The sequence below is a fragment of the Salinibacter grassmerensis genome (genome assembly GCF_947077765.1).
GTDB lineage: Bacteria > Bacteroidota > Rhodothermia > Rhodothermales > Salinibacteraceae > Salinibacter > Salinibacter grassmerensis.
This window is the reverse complement of record NZ_CAMTTF010000004.1, coordinates 192,274-212,996: the sequence shown is the minus strand read 5'-3', so window position 1 is coordinate 212,996 and position 20,723 is coordinate 192,274. Positions and strand designations below refer to the sequence as shown.

General features: G+C 67.3%; 17 protein-coding genes. 5 read left to right on the top strand and 12 right to left on the bottom strand.

Annotated elements, in window-relative coordinates:
- Nucleotides 1-26 precede the first annotated feature (26 nt).
- From OJB03_RS11075 to nadA, 4 genes are all read left to right on the top strand, one after another.
- Entirely contained in the window at nt 27-854 is an 828-nt protein-coding gene (locus tag OJB03_RS11075; protein ID WP_263787403.1) for a hypothetical protein, read from the top strand.
- 303 nt (nt 855-1,157) lie between these two features.
- A complete protein-coding gene (locus OJB03_RS11070) occupies nt 1,158-2,654 on the top strand; it encodes an L-aspartate oxidase (RefSeq protein WP_263787401.1) in 1,497 nt (498 codons plus the stop codon).
- Between the two features lie 124 nt (nt 2,655-2,778).
- On the top strand, nt 2,779-3,633 hold the full coding sequence (gene nadC / locus OJB03_RS11065; protein WP_423816378.1) for a carboxylating nicotinate-nucleotide diphosphorylase: 855 nt from the start codon (nt 2,779-2,781) through the stop codon (nt 3,631-3,633).
- Between the two features lie 54 nt (nt 3,634-3,687).
- On the top strand, nt 3,688-4,785 hold the full coding sequence (gene nadA, locus OJB03_RS11060; protein ID WP_263787397.1) for a quinolinate synthase NadA: 1,098 nt from the start codon (nt 3,688-3,690) through the stop codon (nt 4,783-4,785).
- A gap of 270 nt (nt 4,786-5,055) precedes the next feature.
- Here nadA and OJB03_RS11055 read toward each other — a convergent pair whose 3' ends face one another.
- The 4 genes from OJB03_RS11055 to OJB03_RS11040 all read right to left on the bottom strand — a co-directional run bounded on the left by OJB03_RS11055 (nt 5,056) and on the right by OJB03_RS11040 (nt 11,707).
- A complete protein-coding gene (locus tag OJB03_RS11055; RefSeq protein WP_263787394.1) occupies nt 5,056-6,399 on the bottom strand; it encodes an amidohydrolase family protein in 1,344 nt (447 codons plus the stop codon).
- Nucleotides 6,400-6,447: 48 nt separating this feature from the next.
- Nucleotides 6,448-7,875 (bottom strand): amidohydrolase family protein, encoded by a 1,428-nt coding sequence (locus OJB03_RS11050; RefSeq protein WP_263787392.1) that lies wholly within the window; start codon nt 7,873-7,875, stop codon nt 6,448-6,450.
- A 111-nt stretch (nt 7,876-7,986) separates the two neighbouring features.
- Complete coding sequence (locus OJB03_RS11045; protein WP_263787390.1) at nt 7,987-9,726, bottom strand: amidohydrolase family protein; 1,740 nt, start codon at nt 9,724-9,726, stop codon at nt 7,987-7,989.
- Between the two features lie 169 nt (nt 9,727-9,895).
- The gene (locus OJB03_RS11040) at nt 9,896-11,707 is read right to left on the bottom strand and encodes an ATP-binding protein (protein ID WP_263787388.1); all 1,812 of its coding nucleotides are present in this window, start codon (nt 11,705-11,707) and stop codon (nt 9,896-9,898) included.
- 269 nt (nt 11,708-11,976) lie between these two features.
- On the opposite strand from OJB03_RS11040, the gene OJB03_RS11035 reads away from it, so the two are divergent.
- Nucleotides 11,977-12,882, top strand: coding sequence for a sucrase ferredoxin (locus OJB03_RS11035; protein ID WP_263787385.1), 906 nt, complete (start codon nt 11,977-11,979; stop codon nt 12,880-12,882).
- A gap of 108 nt (nt 12,883-12,990) precedes the next feature.
- On the opposite strand, the gene OJB03_RS11030 is transcribed toward OJB03_RS11035, so the two are convergent.
- From OJB03_RS11030 to idi, 8 genes are all read right to left on the bottom strand, one after another.
- A complete protein-coding gene (locus OJB03_RS11030) occupies nt 12,991-14,073 on the bottom strand; it encodes a class I fructose-bisphosphate aldolase (protein WP_263787384.1) in 1,083 nt (360 codons plus the stop codon).
- 246 nt (nt 14,074-14,319) lie between these two features.
- Nucleotides 14,320-15,102, bottom strand: coding sequence for a triose-phosphate isomerase (tpiA, locus tag OJB03_RS11025; protein ID WP_263787382.1), 783 nt, complete (start codon nt 15,100-15,102; stop codon nt 14,320-14,322).
- Nucleotides 15,103-15,148: 46 nt separating this feature from the next.
- On the bottom strand, nt 15,149-15,721 hold the full coding sequence (locus OJB03_RS11020; RefSeq protein WP_263787380.1) for a class I SAM-dependent methyltransferase: 573 nt from the start codon (nt 15,719-15,721) through the stop codon (nt 15,149-15,151).
- A 119-nt stretch (nt 15,722-15,840) separates the two neighbouring features.
- Nucleotides 15,841-17,259 carry a TlpA family protein disulfide reductase gene (locus tag OJB03_RS11015; RefSeq protein ID WP_263787378.1) on the bottom strand — a complete coding sequence of 473 codons (1,419 nt, stop codon included), beginning with the start codon at nt 17,257-17,259 and terminating at the stop codon, nt 15,841-15,843.
- Nucleotides 17,260-17,267: 8 nt separating this feature from the next.
- Nucleotides 17,268-18,794, bottom strand: coding sequence for an Asp-tRNA(Asn)/Glu-tRNA(Gln) amidotransferase subunit GatB (gene gatB, locus OJB03_RS11010; RefSeq protein ID WP_263787376.1), 1,527 nt, complete (start codon nt 18,792-18,794; stop codon nt 17,268-17,270).
- A gap of 109 nt (nt 18,795-18,903) precedes the next feature.
- The gene (locus OJB03_RS11005; RefSeq protein WP_263787373.1) at nt 18,904-19,737 is read right to left on the bottom strand and encodes a DUF547 domain-containing protein; all 834 of its coding nucleotides are present in this window, start codon (nt 19,735-19,737) and stop codon (nt 18,904-18,906) included.
- A 9-nt stretch (nt 19,738-19,746) separates the two neighbouring features.
- On the bottom strand, nt 19,747-20,037 hold the full coding sequence (locus tag OJB03_RS11000; RefSeq protein ID WP_263787371.1) for a hypothetical protein: 291 nt from the start codon (nt 20,035-20,037) through the stop codon (nt 19,747-19,749).
- Nucleotides 20,038-20,128: 91 nt separating this feature from the next.
- Entirely contained in the window at nt 20,129-20,683 is a 555-nt protein-coding gene (idi, locus tag OJB03_RS10995) for an isopentenyl-diphosphate Delta-isomerase (RefSeq protein WP_263787368.1), read from the bottom strand.
- Nucleotides 20,684-20,723 lie beyond the last annotated feature (40 nt).

Below are 20,723 nucleotides of genomic sequence, written 5' to 3'. Positions count from 1 at the left end.
ACGTTGAACATCCGCCCATCGACGAAATGAGCGGCATCGTCCGGAGCCGATGGCAAGAGAACGTGTGGTGGGTCCACAACGACAGTGGCGACGCCCCCCGCCTTTTTGCCATTGACAGCACGGGGGCCGTGCACATGGCCCCCTGGCAGGCCGGCGACTACGCGGCGGGGGCCGAGGCCGACGACAGCGACAAGCCCGCATGGCCGGGGGTGCAGATCGGAGCGGCCGCCCACATCGACTACGAGGACATCGCGGTGGAGGACAGCACGCTATACCTCGGTGACATCGGCAACAACGGCAACGCCCGGCGCGACCTCGGCATCTACGTGCTCCGCGAGCCGTTCTACCACGACCGCCGGACCCGGCCGCTCACGCACCTGCCGATCCGGTATCCGGACCAGAAGGCCTTTCCCGCACAAGAGTGGGAGTTCGACGCGGAGAGCTTGTTCGTGGACGACGGAACCCTCTATGTGCTCACCAAGCACCGGACGGGGCAGCAGATCAACCGTCTCGAGCGGGGGACCAAGCTGTACCGGCTGGACACGAAGCAGGCTCACCAGGTCAACACGCTGACGCTCGTGGACCGGCACGACGCCATCCCGCCGCCCACGGCCGCCGCCCTCAGCCCTAGCGGCGACCGCCTGGCGGTCCTGGGCTCCGCGTCGGTCTGGCTCTTCCCACGGCCCGAGGACGGCACGCACTGGCTCTCGGTCGAGCCGCGGCGCATGGCCCTGCCCGCCCAGAAATCCCAGCAGGCCGAGGCGGTCACCTGGGACGGTCCCCGTACACTGCGCATCACCAACGAGCAGCGGGATGTGTTTATCGCTCCGCTCTCGCCCGAAGACCACTCGTAAACCGAGCCCTGCTGTCCTCAGACACGCCGCAAAGCAGAAGCATCGGTCCGAACTGAGACAGATGCACCGGGTGACTGCGGTGGGGGAAGGGGCGAGCACTGCATCAACATAACGCCGCGGATCGTGTAGGGAGTGGGTAACATCGGGGTCCTGTTCCTGCGTGTGCGGATCAGACGCTCTTTTGGGGCCTAAAAATGCCTCCATATGGCACGCTAGAAGAGGGTCTAGCTGCCCGTTGTCCATCCGGTGCAATGGAGGGCAACGACGCGTCCTCGCGCAGTAAACAGGTGCTCTGTCTCCCTGATGACTCACTCCACGACTGACATCCTCGTATTAGGCTCCGGCATCGCGGGCCTCTCCGCCGCGCTGGGGGCAGCCCGTGAGGGCGCCTCGGTCACCCTGGCCACGAAGGCCACGCAGCCGAAAGGCGCCTCCACGTGGTGGGCGCAGGGCGGAATCGCGGTGGCCCGCAAAGCGCCTCGCCAGTTCAAAGAGGACATCCACGTGGCCTCCAGTGGCACGAGCGACCCCGAGGCCCTCGACGTGCTCGTCCAGAATGCCGACGCCGCCGTCCGGGACGTGCTCATCGACACGCTCGGGGTCGGGTTCGACACCGGAGGCGACGGCGCGTCGTTTCACTACGGGCGAGAGGCCGCCCACTCCGAGGACCGCATCCTGCACGTGGATGCGTCGACGGGCCGGCACATCCACGAGCCGTTTCTGAACTACCTCGCCGATCACGATCGTGTGGAGATTCAGGGCGACACTGCGGCTATCGACCTCTTAGAGCGAGACGGAAGCATCCACGGGGCCCTCCTCAAGTCAGGAGACGCAGTGCAACATCACTACGCCGGGGCCACCATCCTCGCCACCGGGGGCATCGGGGCTCTCTACAGCCGCTCCACGAATCCCGGAGGGGCGACCGGAGACGGAATCGCGATGGCCCATCGGGCCGGGGCCGCGACGGCCGACATGGAGTTCGTGCAGTTTCACCCGACCGTCTGCGTGGCAGACGGCGATCCGTTTTTGGTGAGTGAGGCGGTGCGCGGGGAAGGAGCGGTCCTCCGAAACGCCGAGGGCGACCGCTTCATGCCGGACGTCCACGAGGACGCCGAGTTGGCCCCCCGAGACGTGGTGGCTCGCGCCGTGGAGCAGGCGCACGAGCGAACCGGGCGCGTCACGCTCGACGTGTCGTCGTTCGACTTCGCCGGCACCTTCCCGGACCTCGCGGCGATGTGTGCGGATCACGGGGTGGACCCGTCTGCTGGCATCCCGGTGGTGCCCGCCGAACACTTCCTCTGCGGAGGGGTCGACGTAGATACCCGTGGGCGGGCCTCGCTCGACCGGCTGTACGCCGTAGGAGAGTGCGCCCGGACGGGCGTCCACGGGGCGAACCGGCTGGCTTCGACGTCGCTCCTGGAGGGGCTGGTGTGGGGGCTGCGGGCGGGAACCAACGCCGCAGGGGCTGCGCCGACCGACCAGGAGGTGACCCTCTCCACGACAGCTGGATCGCCGCCGTCCGACGAGGCCCTCGGTGCGTCCTTCGAGCGCCTTCAGCGGGCAATGGACGAGCACGTGGGCCTTCGCCGCACCCCCGACGGCCTCCAACGGGCCCTTGACGATGTGCATGCCCTGGAGGCAGACGTTGCCACCTGGACGGACCCCAGTGCCCGGCGCGGCGTCCACGAACTCCGATCGGCCTGCACGGTGGCCCGCCTGATCGCCGAGGCGGCCGCGGCCAACGAGACCTCCGTGGGGTGCCACTACATGGAACGCCCCGACGCCCCGTCGGCATCTTGACCGCATCCTCGCGCGCAATGTGAACGTTCGACCCCCCCATACAGTGACCACCGACCCAACGTCCGTCTCGTCGCCCCGAGAGCGGGCCCGGCACGCCCTGCCGGACGCTCTTCGTCACCCCTCTGTGCTGTCGCTCCTGCGGCTGAGCATCGCGGAGGACGTAGATGCCGACGGGGAGTGGTGGTTTGGCGAGGAGGCGCCGTCGAGCCGGGACGCCACGAGCACGGCGACGCTGGGGCCCGACGCGGTCCTAGACGGATACCTCGTAGCGAAAGAGGAGGGCGTGGTCGCGGGGCTGCCGCTGGCCGACGCCCTGTTTCGCCTCGTAGACCCGGCCCTGCGGTTCACGCCGTCCGTGGAGGAGGGGGAACGGGTGGAGGCCGGACAGACCCTCGCGACCGTGGGCGGGCCTGGGCGGGCGCTCCTCGCCGCCGAGCGCCCGGCCATCAACTTCGTCGGCCGCCTGTCCGGCATCGCTACCCTGACGCGCCAGTTTGTCGACGCGGTCTCGCATACGGCGGCGGACATCCTCGATACCCGCAAGACGCTGCCGGGCCATCGTCGCCCCGACAAGTACGCGGTGCAGCAGGGGGGCGGCCACAACCACCGAATGGGCCTCTACGACATGGTCCTCATCAAGGACAACCACATCGACGGGGCCGGCGGGATCACCGAGGCGGTGCGCCGCGTCCGTGATACGCACGGCGACACGTACTCAATCGAGGTGGAGGTAAAGACCCTCGACGAACTGGACGAAGCCCTCGCCCTCGCGCCCGATTACCTCCTGCTCGACAACATGTCCCCCGAGACGCTTCGCCAGGCGGTGGAGCGGGCCGACGGGCGCGTACCGCTGGAGGCCTCCGGCGGGGTGACGCTCGACACGGTTTCCACCGTCGCCGAGACAGGCGTTGACGCCATCTCTGTAGGAGCCCTCACGCACTCCGCGGAGGCCTTTGACGTCAGCATGCGGGCCCGTTGAGACAGTTTCCGGTGCCTCACTCCGATCCCTCACCGACGCACGTAGCCTACTCCCATGGTAAACGACGCTGCTACCCTGACTGACCCCGACGCGCTCTACGACGTCCTTGAAGAACGCCTCGAGGACATGCCGAGCGACCAGGAGCTCCGCCACAAAGCTGAGATGGCCGCCGAGATCAACGAGCTCAAACAGGAGCAAAACGCGGTCATCCTTGGCCACAACTACATGGAGCCAGCCCTCTTCCACACGATTCCGGACTACACCGGCTCGTCGCTGGAGCTGAGCCGGCGCGCCGCCGAGGCGGAGGCGGACACGATCGTGTTCTGCGGTGTGCGCTTCATGGCCGAGACGGCCAAGATCGTGAACCCCGACAAGACGGTGCTCCTGCCCGCGGAGGAGGCGGGCTGTTCGCTGGCCGAGAGCATCACGGCGGAGGACGTGCGGCGCCTGCGCGAGCGCTACCCCGGGCTTCCGGTCGTGACGTACGTCAACACCTACGCCGACGTGAAGGCCGAAAGCGACGTTTGCTGTACCTCCAGCAACGCGGCGCAGGTCGTGGAGTCGCTCGACTCGGACACCGTCATCTTCATCCCGGACGAGTTCTTGGCCCAAAATGTGGCCCAGGAGACCGGTAAGGATGTGCTTTTCCCCCAGAAGCGCGAGCGAAAGGACGTGGGAGGCGATGGCGCGCCCACGAGTGGGGACGGAGCCCCGGCCGAGGCCGCCGACGCCGATCTGATTGGGTGGGAGGGGCGCTGCGTGGTCCACGAGATGTTTCAGGTGGAGGACGTGCAGCAGGCTCGCGAGGAGCACCCCGACACCGTGGTGCTGGCCCACCCTGAGTGTAGCCCGGAAGTCGTGGAGGAGGCCGACCACTCCGGCAGCACCTCGTCCATGATCGATTACGTGGAGGAGACCGACGCGGAGAGCTACCTCCTGCTCACCGAGTGCTCGATGGGCGACAACATCATGGGCGAGAACCCCGACAAGAACCTGCTCCGGATGTGCTGGCAGCGATGCCCGCACATGAACCAGATCACTCTGGAGGACACCTACCGAAACCTGGCGAGCAACCAGTACCAGATCGAGATCGAGGAGGAAGTGCGCGTGCGGGCGCTGGAGGCCGTCGAGCGCATGCTCAAGATTGGGTAGCTCACTGGCGAGTGGCTCTGCTCGCGCATCCGAGAGAGTCCTCGGAGCGCATGCCTGCCTGAGAGTCCTCCGATCCCCTTAGTTGTCCCAACCTCGATTGACTGCATCATCCCCACCTCAGGAGTGCTCGGCCCGCCTGGAGTTCCCAATCCATGTAGCTGGATGGGCTCCAGATCGGGCCTGGACGATGCCTTTGAGAGAGCACCCGTCCAGGTCTACCGGGACCCGATAGCACAGAATCTGCTCGGATGGGACGCCCCAGGGTGAACACTACTTCTTCAGCCCTGGATTCCGGTTCAGGAACTCGTCGTACAGCTTCGTGGCCCGGTTTTCGAGCGGCAGCTTGTACCCGTCGATGAAGAGATGCTGCACGTCGGTGGCGGGCTGAAGTGGATCGCCGTCGGCGACGAAGAGATTGGCCCGCTTGCCGGCCTCGATGGTTCCCACCTGGTCCGCGACGCCAAAGATGCGCGCCGGGGTGGTCGTGATGGCGCGGAGGGCCTCCGTCTTGCCGAGCCCATGGGAGGCGGCGAAGCCGGCGTGGAAGACGAGGTTTCGCACGTTCTCGGTCTTGCCGGAGCGGAGCGCCACGGTTGCACCGGCGTCGTGGAGGAGGGCAGGAGTGCGGTACGCCTTGTCGTAGCGGTCGCTCTCCCGACTCGGGGGTTGCATGATGGAGCCAACCAACACCGGGACGTCGGCGGCCGCGATCTCGTCGGCGACGCGCCACCCCTCCAGCGCCCCGCTCAGAATAACCTGGTCGAGCACGCCGCGCTCCTCCGCCCAGTCAAGGGCCTTTGAGATGTCGGCCGCCGCGTTGGCGGAGATCATGAGGGGCTGTGTGCCTTGAATGACGGGCAGCAGTCCCTCCATGGCGGGCACGAACTCCGGCTGGCGCCGCGCCTCGGGCTGCTCCGCCACCGCCGAGTCGATCCGGGCGTACCGCTCGGCCTGGGCCCACAAGTCATTGAGTTGGTTGAGGGCCTTCTCAGCTTCCTTCTGGATTGCATCCGGCGACCGGTCGTCCGAGGGGCCCTGACGCCCCACGGACGGGAAGTTCAGCTTCGTGAGGGTCACCCCTCCCAGGTGCATCTGCTCGGGGGTGTAGCCGTGGAGGCCAATAAGGGCCGACGTCCCGGGTAAAATGCCGTTCTCCGGCTCCGTGATGACGGAGGTGATGCCGTGAGCGCGCGTCGTGGGCACGTGCACGGTGCTAGGGTTTACGGCCGTGAGGGCGTTCATGTGGGCCGTGAGGTCGCCGACCTCGTTGAAGTCCTGCGTCTCCGGAAGCGAGCCGATCTCTGCGAGGCCAAGGTGCGTGCCGCTGTCGATGAACCCGGGATACACCATCTGGCCCGAGAGATCGAACGTTTGTGCGTCAGAAGGCACCGATACGTTTGGCCCCACGGCGGCGATCGAGTCGTCGCGGATGACGACCGTGCCGCTGTCAAGGGTGTCGCCGGGGGCGACGATCACTTGAGCGTTCGTGAGGGCAAACGGCCCCTGGAAGCCGGGCTGCTTCTGGGCGTGGGCGGGCAGGGCCAGGAGGAGGGCAACGAACAGGGTCAGCACCGCGGATGCACTCTGAATTCGCGGGCGGGAGGGAGATAGCATGAGCAAACGTGTTGGTCAGCAGGCGATCAGAGAAGCAGTGGGCGGGACTTACCGGCCCGTGTTTTCGAGGGATACGCCGTTGCGGGTGGCGCGCAACTGGGTCACGCCCTTCAAGCAACTGTGGGCGGCGTGGCGGCTCCAGCCGTCCCGGGCCAGGTCGACGGTGCCTTCCGGGTCCACGCGGAGCCGCATGTCGTCGGGGTCTTGGTCGTGGTCGAAGCGCACGACCCCGTCGACGTAGGTCCGCTGCGGTTTGGTGTAGACGGACAGCGGGTGCTCGCTGAAGATGGCGAGGTCGGCGGCCTTCCCTTCTTCAATGGACCCCACGCGGTCGGCGATGCCGAGCTGGCGGGCGGGGTTGAGGGTCACGAGCCTGAGGGCCTGGGTGTCCGAGAGGTCGCCGTACCGCTGCGTCTTGGCGGCCTGGAGGTACAGGTCGCGCTGCTCCCCCGGAATGTCGGAGTTGATGGACGCGTTGACGCCGTTCTGGGCGAGGACGGTGGCGTTGTAGGCGGTGGAGTAGTAGACCTCGAACTTGTACGACCACCAGTCGGAGAAGACCGTCGCGCCGGCGCCATTGTCCCCAAAGGCGGCCAGCTCCGGGGCAATCTTGAAGCCCTCGTTCGCGTGGTGGAAGACGAGGTCCTGGATGCCGAAGTCCTCGAAGACATCCATGAGCATGAGCATCTCGTCGGCCCGGTAGCCGTGGGTCTGCACCAGAACGTCGCCCTGCAGGACGCCCGCGAGCACCTCCATCCGCTCGCTATGGGCCGGGGGACGAGGGCGCTCTCCGTTCTGGTAGGCCTGCTTCGCCTCCATGTAGCGCTCGGCCTCGGTGAGGGCCGTCCGGATGACCTGCTCGACGCCCATGCGGGTGCGGGGCACCTGGTCGCGGCCCTGGCCGTACAGCCCGGTCGGGTTTTCCCCGAGGGCAAACTTGATTGTCCGGGGCGCACCCTCCATCTCCAGGCGATCGGGATTCGTGACGCCGTAGCGCAGCTTGATCGTTTCGTTGCGCCCCCCGATGGGGTTGGCGGAGCCGTGCATCACGTGGGCGGTCGTCACGCCCCCCGCCAGCGCGCGGTAAATGCCGACGTCGTAGGGGTTGAGCACGTCGCCCACGCCGACCTCGGCGGTGACGGGGTTGGTGGCCTCGTTGACGTCGCTGATGGCCATGTGCTGGTGGGCCTCCACGATGCCGGGCATCACGTACTCGCCGCTGGCGTCGTACGTCTCGACGCCGCTGGGGGCGGAGAGGTCTTGTCCAACCTGGGCGATGTCGCCGTCCCGGACGAGGATGTCGCCGTTCTCGATGGTGCCGTTCGTGACGGTCAGCACGGTGGCGTCCTGAATGAGCCAGTCGTCCGGGGCGTCGCCGCGCAGCCGGTCTTGGGCCTGCAGGGGCGTGGCGACCAGCAGGACGGCGGCGAGGACGCCGAGAGCAAAGGAAAGGCGGGAGGGAAAGAGGGAGAGCATAGGGGAGCGGAAAGCCAGAACGCAAAACATCGTCGAAAGGAAAGGCCGGAGCGCGGGGTCGGCCGGGGATTTAGAATCGCCCTCTTTGTGGAGCACGAGGACGGTCAAACGCTACTTCCTCGCCGTGCCGGGGGTGCTCGTGCGCTCCCCAGAGATGGGGAACGACCCCCCGGACGTGGAGGCGGACCCGTCAAAGGTATCGCCCTCGACCGTCACCGAGACAGACACGGAGCCGCCCTGGGGCGAGTCCACCGTAAACGAGAGCGTGGTGCCGTCGAACGACACCGACTGGAGCGGCTGTTCGTCGCCCTGCGGGCCGGTGAAGGTGCCGTCTAGGCCCGATTGGTCGCCCTCGATCGCAACCTCACCGGAGAGGTCTCCCTGTGGGGTTTCGAGCGTATACGACCACGTGCCGAGCACTGCGGACACGTCGCCGCTCACCTCCCCCTCGTCGGACCCGTCGGTGCTGTAGTCGTACAGCCGACCGTCCACGAAGACGTGCTGTACCGCCGTGTCGTTCGAGAAGTACGATCCGTCGGTGACGACCAGGTTGGCGATCTTGCCCTCCTCCACAGTTCCGAGGCGGTCATTGAGGCCAAGCTGGGTGGCCGGACGCGTCGTGAGAGCGGCCAGCGCCGTCTGTTCGGGCAGGCCCTGTTCGATCATTGTGCGGAGGTTGTCGCGCACGTCTCCCGGATCGGCCTCGCGGGTCGTGAACCCAAACTCAAGTCCGGCCTCGTGTAGGGTAGCCGCCGTTTCTAGGTATGTCTGGCGCTCGGCGGCGTGCCGGAGCTCAAGGTTCTCGTCCTCCTCGCCGACTGTCTCGTGCGACAGGACCCTCAGGTCCGGGTTGTAGTAGCGGGACGGGGTGCTGGTGGTGTCGACCACAGTGGTGTCCTGACCCGTCGACCGCGTGGGCGCCTCGGGCAGATCGAGCGTCAGAAAGAGCGGCGCGTCGACCCCCTGAAGCGTAGAGACCATTTCGTGGCTCTCCCCGAGCCCGGCCAGCACGAGCGGGAAGTCGAGCTCCTGGTGCAGCGCAAGGATGCGGTGGAGGGAGAGCGCCTCGTCGGCGTAGAAGGCGAGGGGCTGCTCGCCGTCCAGCACAGAAAAGAGCGCGCTGTGCTGCGGGTCCTGGGGCGGCTGCGGGCGGCCCGCAGGGTCCTGTTCGTAGGCCGCCTCAAGCTGCTGTCGGCGCTCCGCCTCGCGGTACAACTGCCGCATCTGTGCGATCACGGCCATGTCCGTGGCCGGGTACACGTAGCCGGCGGACGTCTGGATTTGGGCGAAGAGGGTGGGGGCAGTCTCCAGGACCATGTCGTTGGCCGTCTCCCCGCCGTAGAAGACGTGCGCGCTGGTGCCGGGAAGCATCTGTCCCTCCGGAGCGACGTGGCCGAGAGTAAACCCGGCCTTCCGCAGCGACTGCAAGTCCGACTCGTCGGGGGTCAGGAACGGGCGGACGGACCGGTCCGGCTGAATGCCCGCCGCGTCGGGGGGCGGGTTCCCGGGGTCGTCGACGTCCTCGTCCTCGGTCTCCGGCATTTCGACCCCCGCGTGCGAGAGTCCGTCGATGAAGCCGGCGTAGACCACGAGCGAGTCCGCCTCGATGGTGCGGGCGTCGTACGGCACCTCGGCGTCCGGGCCCACGGCGTCGATCACACCATCCCGCACGACGACGGTGGCCGATTCGAGCACCTGCCCCGGGGCCTGGACGACGCGGGCGTTCTGAAGGGCGTACGTGTCGGTCACCGTCGGCACCTCGTAGTCCTGGGCAGAGAGGCGAGACGGCAGGGCCAACAGGACGAGGCTGAGAAGGCCGAGTCCGTAGCGGCGAAATGTCGAAGCAGTCATGCGGGCGGCGTGCGTCCAATGAGGAGCGGGAAACCAAATCATCCGTAACATAAGGGCGCCGATGGACAGTGTCATCCGGGCCGTTGCGCCTGTCCGTGCGTCCATCGTCTCCGGATGCATTTCGTCGCGCGGGAGGAGCAGGGCGGCCGGGAAGGGGGCGCGGGCGGCCCTAGCCCACCGTTCGCTTTAGCTGTTCGAGCCGCTCGACGACCTCCTCCCGCTTCATCGATCGGAAGCGCTCCGGGAGCAGGTCGCGGCTCGTGCACTCCAGCACGGCGGCGAGCTGCTGGAGCTCCACCTCCGTCGGGTAGGTGGGCGGAATGAAGTCGTTCACCGTTTCCTGCAGGAGGGCCGGCGTCACGGCCCCGTCGTTCGACCCGGCGGCACGGAAGGCGGCGCGGGTCAGGACGGCCTCCATGTCGGCCCCGCTGTAGGTCCGCTCGCCCTCTAGCAGTTCAGGGGGGACCTCTTCGACCGGCAGGTCCACGCCCGTTCGGCGCATCATCACCTGCAGGAGTTCCTCCCGGTCCGCGCGGCTGTGCGGGTAGAAAAGAGAGAGGTGCTCCTCGGCGCGCCCCTGTCGCTTGAGGTCCACCGGCATCAGGTCGGGGCGGGCCGTGACGAGGAAGAAGATCACGCGCCCCCGGTGCGCCGGGTCGCTCATGAACGAGACGATCTGTGAGAAGACGCGCTGGCTCACGCCGCTGTCGCCCTGCATGTCGCGGTTCCCAAGGGCCGCGTCGGCCTCGTCGATCATGACGGCCACCGGCGTCATTGCCTCCAGCAGGTTCAGAATCTTCTCCAGGTTGCCCTCCGTCACGCCCTGCCACTGCGAGCGGAAGTTCTTGAGCTTCACCATCGGAATCCCAATTTCCCCGGCGAAGCAGTTGATGAGGAAGGTCTTGCCGCAGCCCACGGGCCCGCTCACGAGGTATCCCATCGGGAGCACGTCGTGCTGCCCCGTCTGCACCGCGTGGGCGGCCTGTCGCAGGTGGCGCTTCGCCTCCGTGTGGCCCGCGATCAGGTCCAGCGAGTTGTCCGTCTCGATAAACTCAAGCATCCCATACGCCTCCGCCTCGATGAACTCCTTCTTCAGGTCGGAGAGCGTCGCGGCGGTCAGTCGGTTCTGGTTTTCCAGCACGTCGGCCAGGATCGTCCGCAGCTGGGTGTAGTTGAGGCCCGCCGTGTTCTGGGCGAGGGCCTCCGGGGACACGTCCGAGTGCGCCCGGAACAGGTCGCCCCGCTCGTCCAGTGCCCAGTCGATGTATGCCTGCCGGTCGTCCCCCTCGGGAATCGGGACGTAAATCTCGGCGGTGTGGGGGCTCTGGACGAGCTGTTGGTTCAGATCCGTTAGGTTTTCGGTGAGGAGGGTGAGCGTGAAGTCGTTCTCCAGGAAGAGCGCGTCGCGGGACCACTTCTGCAGGTACACGAGCGACTGTCGGTCCTGCGCCGAGTACATCGACGCCTCGGCCATGGGGGCCACCGTCTCCGCGTAGTCGACGACGCAGGCCACCCGAGTGCCGTTCGAGAGGCGGAGACGGAAGTAGTTCTCGAGGAGCTCGAAGACCTTGTTGGGGGCCTTCGGGAGGTTGTTCTCGTATTCGGTGCCGGCGAGGCTCTCCTCCCCGGCCAGGGCGCGGCTGAAGTCTTGCCGGGAGGCCGCGTCCGCGAAGTGGATTCCGGCGCTGCGGTCGTAGAAGACCACCACGTCGCGGGCGGCAAACAGGTCGTCGGTCAGGAAGCGCCGGAGCGGCGGGTAAATGCGGGCGCCGTCGCGGTCTTCCGTCGGCACCACGTCGCGAATATCGCCGTGGAGGATGAAGGTGGACACCGTCTTCGTGAAGTACTTCCGCGCCAGTTCCCGGGCCCACGAGGGGTAGTGGGCCGTGTACGGGTCGAGCGGTGGCGTATCGGGGACGGCCTCGGGGGCATCGTCTACGGGCGAGGCCGCGTCGGGCTCGGACGATTCGGGCTCGGGCATGGACACGAAGAACTTGGAGGGAAACCGACGTGGTGAGGCGAACGAGAGGGGCCGGCACGAGATTCGATGCTCCTGCTGGTTTCTCGGCCATAAAAGAACCGTCAAGTTCCCATTTTTAGCTGCCGCGCCGACCCCGGTGTGCAGCTGGCCGCAGGCGGGCGACAGGGACGGCCCGGTCTCGTTTGGGAGGCGATACGGAGAATCTGGCGCTGTCCCCGCACATACGAACGACACGAGGATCCCCCACCTGCTTCAGTAAAGACGTGCACATGGCTTCCGACTTCTGTTCCCGGCTGGCCCGCTCGCATGACGTATCACCGACGGGCACGGCCACCGAGGCCGCACACTGGCTCCTAATCGAAGACCCCTCGCCGTGGAGCACAGATGCGGTCGAGGATGCGGACTGGGGCCCGAGCGTACACGGGGCCATTGCGGGGTGGACGGACACGATGCCCGACCTTCGCGTGCAGCTCATCCGTCGGGGGCTTGAACGGTGGGACGACCCGGGCCGCATTCGCTGCATCGCCGTGCGGTCCGGGCCACGGCCGGTCGTGCGCGAGTGGTCGCTCGGGGCCTACGAGGACATTCCGGCCTTGCAGGTGCCCGAGGCGCTGCGGGCGTCCGGTCCCGCCACCGATGCAGGGCCGCTCGTGCTCACCTGTGTGAACGGCCGCCGGGATGCCTGTTGTGCCAAGTGGGGACGTCCCGTCGCCCGGGCCATGGCCGACACCGCCCCCGAGGCCGCGTGGCAGACGTCCCACCTCGGCGGACACCGCTTTGCCCCCACTGCCCTGGTGCTGCCCCACGGCACGCACTACGGCTGGCTCCGCCCCGACGACATGGCCGATCTGGTGGCAGCGCATCGGCGCGGGCACCTTCATGATCTCGACCGGGTGCGCGGGGCGGTCCATCAGCCGCGGCCGGTGCAGGCGGCGTGCCTGTCCCTCCGGCGACGCCTGGGGACGACCGCCCTTTCGGCCGTGCAGGGCGTGGGGGCGGAGAAGACGGACGCGCAGTGGACGGTTCGGGTGCGGGCCGCGGACGAGACGCGGATGGCGCACGTGTGGCAGGAGCAGCGTGGGACGCCGTTCCCGCACAGCTGCGGAAGTCGCGAGGCGAAGCCGGAGACGGACTGGCACGTGCGATGGGAGGGCGACGAGACAGCCCGCCCTTGAGATGCAGAAAGCCCCTGAGATGCAAAAAAGCGTGCCCCCACCGGGCAGTGGAGGCACGCTGTAGTCCCTGGTACGAAATGGCAGGGAGCGCCCAGCACGACGACGCGCTCAGGCAATCGTGATGTCGTCGTCGAGGTACACGTCCTGGATGGCGTTCAGGATCTCGATGCCGTCCTCCATCGGCTTCTGGAACGACTTGCGCCCCGTGATGAGGCCCATCCCGCCGGCGCGCTTGTTGATGACGGCCGTCCGGACGACCTGCTGCAGGTCGTTCTCGCCACTGGACCCGCCGGAGTTGATCAGGCCGCAGCGTCCCATGTAGTTGTTGGCGACCTGGTAGCGGGTCATGTCGATCGGGTGGTCCGTCAGCAGCTTCTCGTCGACGAGCGACGGGTCCTTCGCGTAGCCGTCGTCCTTGTGGTCCCGCACGGCCTGGTACCCGCCCGTAAGGGTCGGCTGCTTCTGCTTAATGATGTCCGCCTCGATGGTGGCCCCGAGGTGGTTGGCCTGGCCCGTGAGGTCGGCCGAGCCCTCGTAGTTGGAGCCGTTCAGGACGAACTCCTTGTTGCGCACGTAGCACCAGAGGATGGTGGTCATGCCCAGCTCGTGCGCCCGGGAGAAGATCTTCGAGATCTCCTGCAGCTGGCGGTTCGACTCTTCGGAGCCCCAGTAGATCGTGGCCCCGACGCCGACACAGCCCTGCTCGTAGGCGTCTTCGACGCGGGCGTACGGCACCTGGTCGTACCGGTTCGGGTACGAGAGCAGTTCGCTGTGATTGATCTTGAGAATGAAGGGGATCTTGTGGGCGTAGTCTCGCGCCACGGAGCCGAGCACGCCGTAGGTGGTGGCCACGGCGTTGCAGCCGCCCTCGATCGCCAGCTTGACGATGTTTTCGGGGTCGAAGTACATCGGGTTCGGCGCGAAGGAGGCGCCGGCGGAGTGCTCGATGCCCTGGTCGACGGGCAGGATGGAGATGTAGCCAGACCCGCCAAGGCGACCGTGGTTGAAGATCTGCTGCATCGACCGGAGGACCTGAGGACTGCGGTCGGAGCCCTTCCAGACGCGGTCGACGAAATCCGGGCCGGGAAGGTAGACCTGGTCTTTCGGAATGGTCTCACACTCGTGGTCGAGGAGGTCTTCGGCTTCGTCGCCGAGGTGCTTGGCAATGGGGGTGCGGGTTGCTTGGGCCATGGGTCGGTTGGGAGGGTTGTGGGACAAATCGACAAGGGGAAGACCTCGGTCGGGCGTGGACGGCGAGGGATTACATCACATAATAAGAAGAGAAAAGGTTTTCGTCCACGTCGATGACGCAGGGCGATCATCGCCCCCAATAGAAAGTATAGGAATTTAGAAAGGCGGCGTGCAAACCAATCCACTGGGGGACGGGCGTCCAGTCGCTACGTCAGGCCACGGCGAAGCCCCGATGGGCGGGAAGCGTCAGTCCTCGGATGCCGCCAACACCTCCACGGCCTTCTCGGCGATCCCGAGAAAGCTCTCGGCCGCGAGGCTGGCGCTGCCGATGAGGCCACCGTCGATGTCGGGCTGGGAGAGGAGGCCGTAGGCGTTGTGTGGCTTCATGCTGCCGCCGTAGAGGAGCGGCACCTCGTCCGCCACGTCGCCGCCGTAGCGCCCCGCCAGGTCGTCCCGGATCACCGCGTGCATCTCCTGCGCCTGCTCAGGCTCGGCCGACTCGCCGGTGCCGATCGCCCAGATCGGTTCGTAGGCCACGACGAGGTCGTCCGGGCCGTCGATCGACACCCCCGACAGCGCCCCGTCCACCTGGTTCTGGACGACCGTGTCGGCCTCCCCCGCCTTCCGCTGCTCGAGCGTCTCGCCGACGCACACGATGGGCACGAGGCCGTGGGCGCGGGCCTGCTTCACCTTTGCGTTGACCTCGGCGTCGGTCTCGTCGTAGTACTTGCGCCGCTCGGAGTGGCCGAGAATGACGGCGTCACACCCGATTGAGGTAAGCATGGGGGCGGACACGTCGCCGGTGTAGGCCCCTTCGTCCTCGGCGTGCATGTCCTGGGCCCCCACCGTGACGGGGGTGTCCGCCAGTGCGTCGAGGACGGCCGGCAGGTGAACGTGTGAGGGGCAGACCAGGACGTCCACATTGCCGAGATCGGACGACGCGGACGAAAGGTCCTCTGCGATGGCGTCGGCGAGCGCCCGGCCTTCCGGGACGTCGGTGTTCATTTTCCAATTGCCAGCGACCAGCATAGACGGGGTGAGGTTGTGGGGGAAATCGAGTCGGGCAGGGGCCGTCCTACTTCCGCGCCTCGTAGGCAAACATCGTCGGGGGGATGTTGCGGAGCTCGTACTCCTTCGTGACCTCCGAGAAGTGCTTGCGGAGCGGGGCTTCCAAGTGGTTGTAGTTCTGGTAGACGAGAAACTTTCCGTCTTCCGCGAGCACGTCCCGGGTTCGGGCGAGCAGTTCCTCCCGCTCATCCTCGTCGAAGAAGGAAAAGGGGATTCCGGACACGACGTAGTCGACCGCCCCCATGTCGTGCTCGTCGAGAATGTCGACGATGTGCTCGGCCCGGTCCTGCACGACGAGCGCCCGGGGGTCGTCGGCCGTCCACTCCTCGAGCATGTCCACGAAGTCGGGATTGCTCTCGACGAGGAGGAGGGTCGAGTCCGCCGTCATGCGGTCGAGGATGAACTCGCTGAAGACCCCGTTCCCGGGGCCGTACTCGACGACGACCTGGTCCTCCTCGAAGTCGATCCACTTGCAGACGCGCCGGACCAGGAACGAGGAGGAGGGCACAATCGCCGCGACATCCTGGTCCCGCAGAAAGTTCTTGATGTAGGAAAGGGTCCCGGAGAGAACGGACGGCATGGCACGGGCGGGGCAATCGCGGGAGACCAACGGTGAACCGGCACGAGCCAAGTACGCGGACAGCGGGGCCTGTTTCAAGGCCGTCACGTTTTGACTTCATGAAGGATCGTCGGAAACGGTCAGGGAAGGGACAGCGGGGCGTCCGCCGAGGGCTCCGGCCGGAGGAGCTGGGCGAGGCTTTGCCGGAGGGCTGGGAAATCGCCCGCCCGGTAGCAGTCCACGATTGCCCCCGTGTCGTCGATGAGAACCCACCGGGGAACGCGGACGGCGTTGTACCGGGTGACGAGCGGGTCACTCGTCCCGTCGGCGGCGATGGCCCGACGGCCCGGAAGCGGTCGGTTTCGCAAAAAGGCGCGGTTGACGAGCGTGTCGGGCTCGGTGGAGATGGAGATGAACGCGACGGAGTCGGCCCGGGTGGCATTGTACAGGGCGTTCCGGAGGGGGCGCTGGAGGGCGTACAAGTCGAGTCCGGGCCGGTAGTACTCGAGAACGACGGGCCGGCCCCGAAGGGAGCGGAGGGAGAGGGTATCGCCGCGAAGGGTCCGGAGCGTCAGGTTCGGCGCCGTCATGCCCGGCCGCAGCCGGGCCGCCTCGTATTCTGTGCGTCGGGCCCATTCGGCCCAGGACGTGCGCGGAAATCGGGCCCGAAGCCGCTGGGACGCCGAGAGGGCCGCCTCCACCTGTGCGCTGTCCAGGAACGCCTGGATGCGGGCGGCCTGGACCCCAGCCTGCTGCCGCGCATTGGCGGCCCGGACCTCCAGGGTGTCGAGAAGTGTGAGCGCCGCCTGGTGGCCGTAGAGGCGGGCCTCGGCCCGCCGGGCGATGTGGGCGGCGTCGACGTAGCGCGGGCTGGCGGTGCCGATCTGCTGGGCGCGGGCCGCCACCAATGAGTCGTTCCAGCCCTCGAGCAGGGAGAGGGATTCGACGGCGGCAAACTCCGCGGCGAAGGTGCCGGGGTAGCGGTCCCGGAGGTCCCACAGGACGCTACTGGTGAGGCGGATGTTCTGGACCTGCACGTTGGCGCTGGGCGGGGCATTCCGGAGCCGGCGTGTGAGCAGGCGCTGGTGCATCGTCATGGCGTTGCGGTACGCCTGCAGGGCCCGATTCTCCGGCGACGCGGGACGAAGCCCCTCGCCCTGGAGCGGAAGGCGAACGCGAAGCGTGGCGGTGTCGCCGGGGGCCACCACGTACTCCGTGCTTGCGAGTTGCTCGCGACCGCCCCGCCCCCAGAGAGACAGGGCGTAGACGCTCCGCTCCGGCGCAGAAATCGGCATCTGGACGTGGCCGTCGGGGCCGGGCCGGGCGTGGCCCAGTGTGTCCAGGCGGCGCCCGTCCGGCCGAACCACGAGGAGCCGAATGTCGCGGTACGCGTCGAGGGCGCCGGCCGACGAGTCGACGATGATCTGGCCCGTCAGGTGGCTCTGGACCGAGGAGGAGGGGGGCTGGCAGGCACTGCCCAGAACGAAGAGGAGAACTGCACCCAGGACGCACCGCCCCGACGGGACAGCACTGGAAAGGGGGAACCCGTAGGAAATCATCGGAGCGGCTACTCGTCGACATTCGCCGTGTCCCGCCGCGCATCGAGCTTTTCCCGAAGCAGCGACCGGACCAGCTCCGGATCGGGGGAGCCGTCGAAGCGCTGCATCACCTGGCCGATAAAGAACCCGAGGAGGCCGTCTTTGCCGCCGAGGTAGGTGGCCACCTTGTCTGGATTGTCGTCCAGGACGTCCTCCACCACGGGGGCAATCGCGCCGCGATCGGTGACCTGAATCAGGTCCCGTTCGTCGGCGATGCGGCCCGCGCTCTTATCGGGGGTGTCGAGCATGGCCTCGAAGACCTCCTGGGCGCCATTGGAATTCACCTTGTCCTCCAGGCGCAGGAACACGAGCTGGGCCAGACGCTCCGGGCCCACGTCCAACTCGCCGACGGAGAGATCCCGCTCGTTGAGCACGCGCATCACGTCCGTCATGACGAAGTTCGAGACCGCCTTGGCCTGTGCGTCGGTGTCGCCCCCCTTGGTGCGCTTGTAGAGGTGCCGCAGGGCATCCTCGAAGTAGTCGGCCACGGCGCGCTCCTCAGTCAGAACCCCGGCGTCGTACTCCGGCAGGCCCACGTCCTCGACGAACCGACGACGGCGGGCTCGCGGGAGCTCGGGAAGGCCCTCGCGGACCTCTTCGATCATGTCGTCCTCGATCTGTACCTCCACCAGGTCCGGATCGGGCAGGTAGCGGTAGTCGTGGGCCTCCTCCTTCGAGCGCATGGGCCGCGTCGTGCCCGAGTCTGTGTCCCAGAGCAGGGTCTGCTGCGTGATGGACTCGCCCCGCTCCTCGGCGGCAATCTGGCGGGCAATCTCGTAGTCGAGCGCCTGCTCCACGTGGCGCATCGAGTTCATGTTCTTTAGCTCGGTGCGCGTCCCGAAGGCCTCGCGGCCCCGAGGGCGCACGCTCACGTTCGCATCGCAGCGCAGGGAGCCCTCCTCCATGTTGCCGTCGCTGATGCCCAGGTAGCGCACCAGCTGCCGCAGTCGCCGCAGGAAGAGGTGCGCCTCCCGTGGAGAGCGGAGGTCCGGCTCGGTCACCATCTCCAGCAGCGGCACCCCGCATCGGTTGTAGTCGAGTCGGGTGGTGTGGCCGGACGAGGTGTGCACGGACTTGCCCGCGTCCTCCTCCATGTGAATGCGCGTCAGCCCGATACGTCGGGAGTCCGGGGCGGACGGGGACGCGTCTTCCTCCTCACCAGGGAAGACCTCCAGGTAGCCGTCGTAGCAGATCGGCGTGTCGTACTGGGAGATCTGATACCCCTTCGGCAGGTCCGGATAGAAGTAGTGCTTGCGCGCGAAGGCCGAGCGGTCCGCGATCGAGCAGTGGGTTGCCACGCCGAGCCGCAGGGCATGCTTGACCACCGCTTCGTTGAGCACCGGCAGCGTGCCCGGGTGGCCGAGGCTGATGGGGTCGACCTGGCTGTTGGGGGCGGCCCCAAATGCCGTGGCGTCGGGGCTGAAGATCTTGGCGTTGGTCTGGAGCTGGACGTGCACCTCCAGGCCGATAACCGGCTCGTACCTCTCGTAGGCCATACGTATCGGACAGGGTCAGAACGAAATGAGCGGGCGGGGAGAATTCCCGGCAGGCATGTGGAAACGAAAAACCCGGGGGGCGGGAAAATGTTCGGTCCCGGCCGGGGGATCAGGAGTCGGCGGCGATGTCGGGATCCCCGTCGCCCCGATCTAGGGAAGGGTCGTTCAGGGTCCAGTCGTACGGCCGGTAGCGGATCGTGTACGCGCCCTGCGTCAAAGAGTCGCGCACCGTCCCCTGGAAGAAGGGGGCGAGAGCCCGCTGGATGGCGGCTGGGGTAGGCCCGAAGTCCCCCCCGTACCACTTCAGGATGCGAGACAGCGCGATGGTGCCGTCGCCGTCGGGAATGCGGTTTTTGGACGACAGGTTCAGAAACCGGCGGGCCTGTGCGTCGAGCTGTGCGTCGAGCTGCGGGCCCGTGTAGGCCTCCCGGCGGAGGCGCGGACAGCTCTTGGCGGCACAGACGAGCGCGAAGTGGATGCGCGGCTCGTCGAACCGCACGCGAATGATCTCGTGCTCGATCTCGTCGAGGGTTCGGACGGTATCGGCGACGGGGCCGACGGGGCGCTCAAATGGGGTGCCGCCGCCGGGCGGCCCGTCAATGTCCCGGATGCTCGCCACCGGAAAGTGGTCGACGATTAGCTTTAGCGTGTAGGCGTTGTACGCGTTGATCCAGAAGGCAAGGCGGCCCTCCCGGTCCAGTGTGGAGGGGCGGGCGCCGGCCAGCGTTCGGAGGTAGGGGGCGAGCACAGTGTCGGCCTGCGTCTGCAGGGCCGCGTAGTCCACGTCGCCCTGAGAATCCACGAACCGCTCCAGCAGGCGGTCGAATGCGGCGTGCCGGGTCGAATCCGACACGGCGCAGGGAGCGCCCGTGGAGGCCACGGCGAGAGGGCCGCCGCTACCGATGCACAGAACCAGTGCGAGCATCCATATCCGCCCAGCCATCGGTGGTGGTCAGAGGTTGGTGGGGGCGTACGAGAGACGAGAGAGGGAACGACGGTCTGGAGCGTGCCCGGACGAGGAGGAGCGTTCGCAGGGCGGCCCCGAATCGACGGCGGCCGGAGGGGGAGTGGCCCAGCGCTCGCTCCCAAAGGGGACAGCCTGGACTTGAGCCGAGTTCTCGGGAGGGGAGGCGGGCTCGGCCTGTTGGACGGCGCACGACCAACCGATGATGCCCCCGACGTAGGTCAGGATGACAAAGGCTAGGCCTGCGTACTGTCGGTACGGGGGGCGACCGTCGGGCACGAGAGGAAGGTGGTGAAGAGAAAAGAATGCTGAGGACACATCGGAGGGCTTCCGTCGCCAAGAGTTCCGGATGGTCCGCCCGCCGGACGGGCTATGCAGTGGGGGCGGACGCCGACGGATCGCCGGATGTGGACGGGGCAGCCGCGAGGGCGGACGGCAGAAGGTGCCGAAACCACGCCGTGTACCGGTGGGGGCGGGCCACCACGTCGTCGCGCAGGGCGGATGGGGAGATCCACGCCCAGTCGTCCACCTCATCGGCGCTGGGGCGAATGTGAGGCGCGTCGGCTGTGCCGATGAACACGTGGTTGTGTTCGTGCTCCACGAGGTTGTCCCCGACGGAGAGCTCGTAGCGGTCCTGGAAGGCGGGCGTCAGAGGGGCCGTAAAGCCGAGTTCCTCGGGCAGCCGGCGATGGGCCGCGTCGACCGGGGCCTCCTCGGGCCGGGGATGGCTGCAGCAGGTGTTCGACCAGAGCCCGCCGGAATGGTACTTGTCGCCGGTTCGTCGCTGGAGAAGGAGTCGACCGGTGGGGTCGAAAACAAACACCGAAAAGGCGCGGTGAAGCCACCCCTCAGCGTGTGCCTCGAGCTTGTCGGCGGTGCCGAGCGGCCGGTCGTCCTCATTGACCAGTACGACGGGATGGGGCATGGGCCAAAGGTGGAGAGAAAGCGGTGAGAGTCCGACGCCA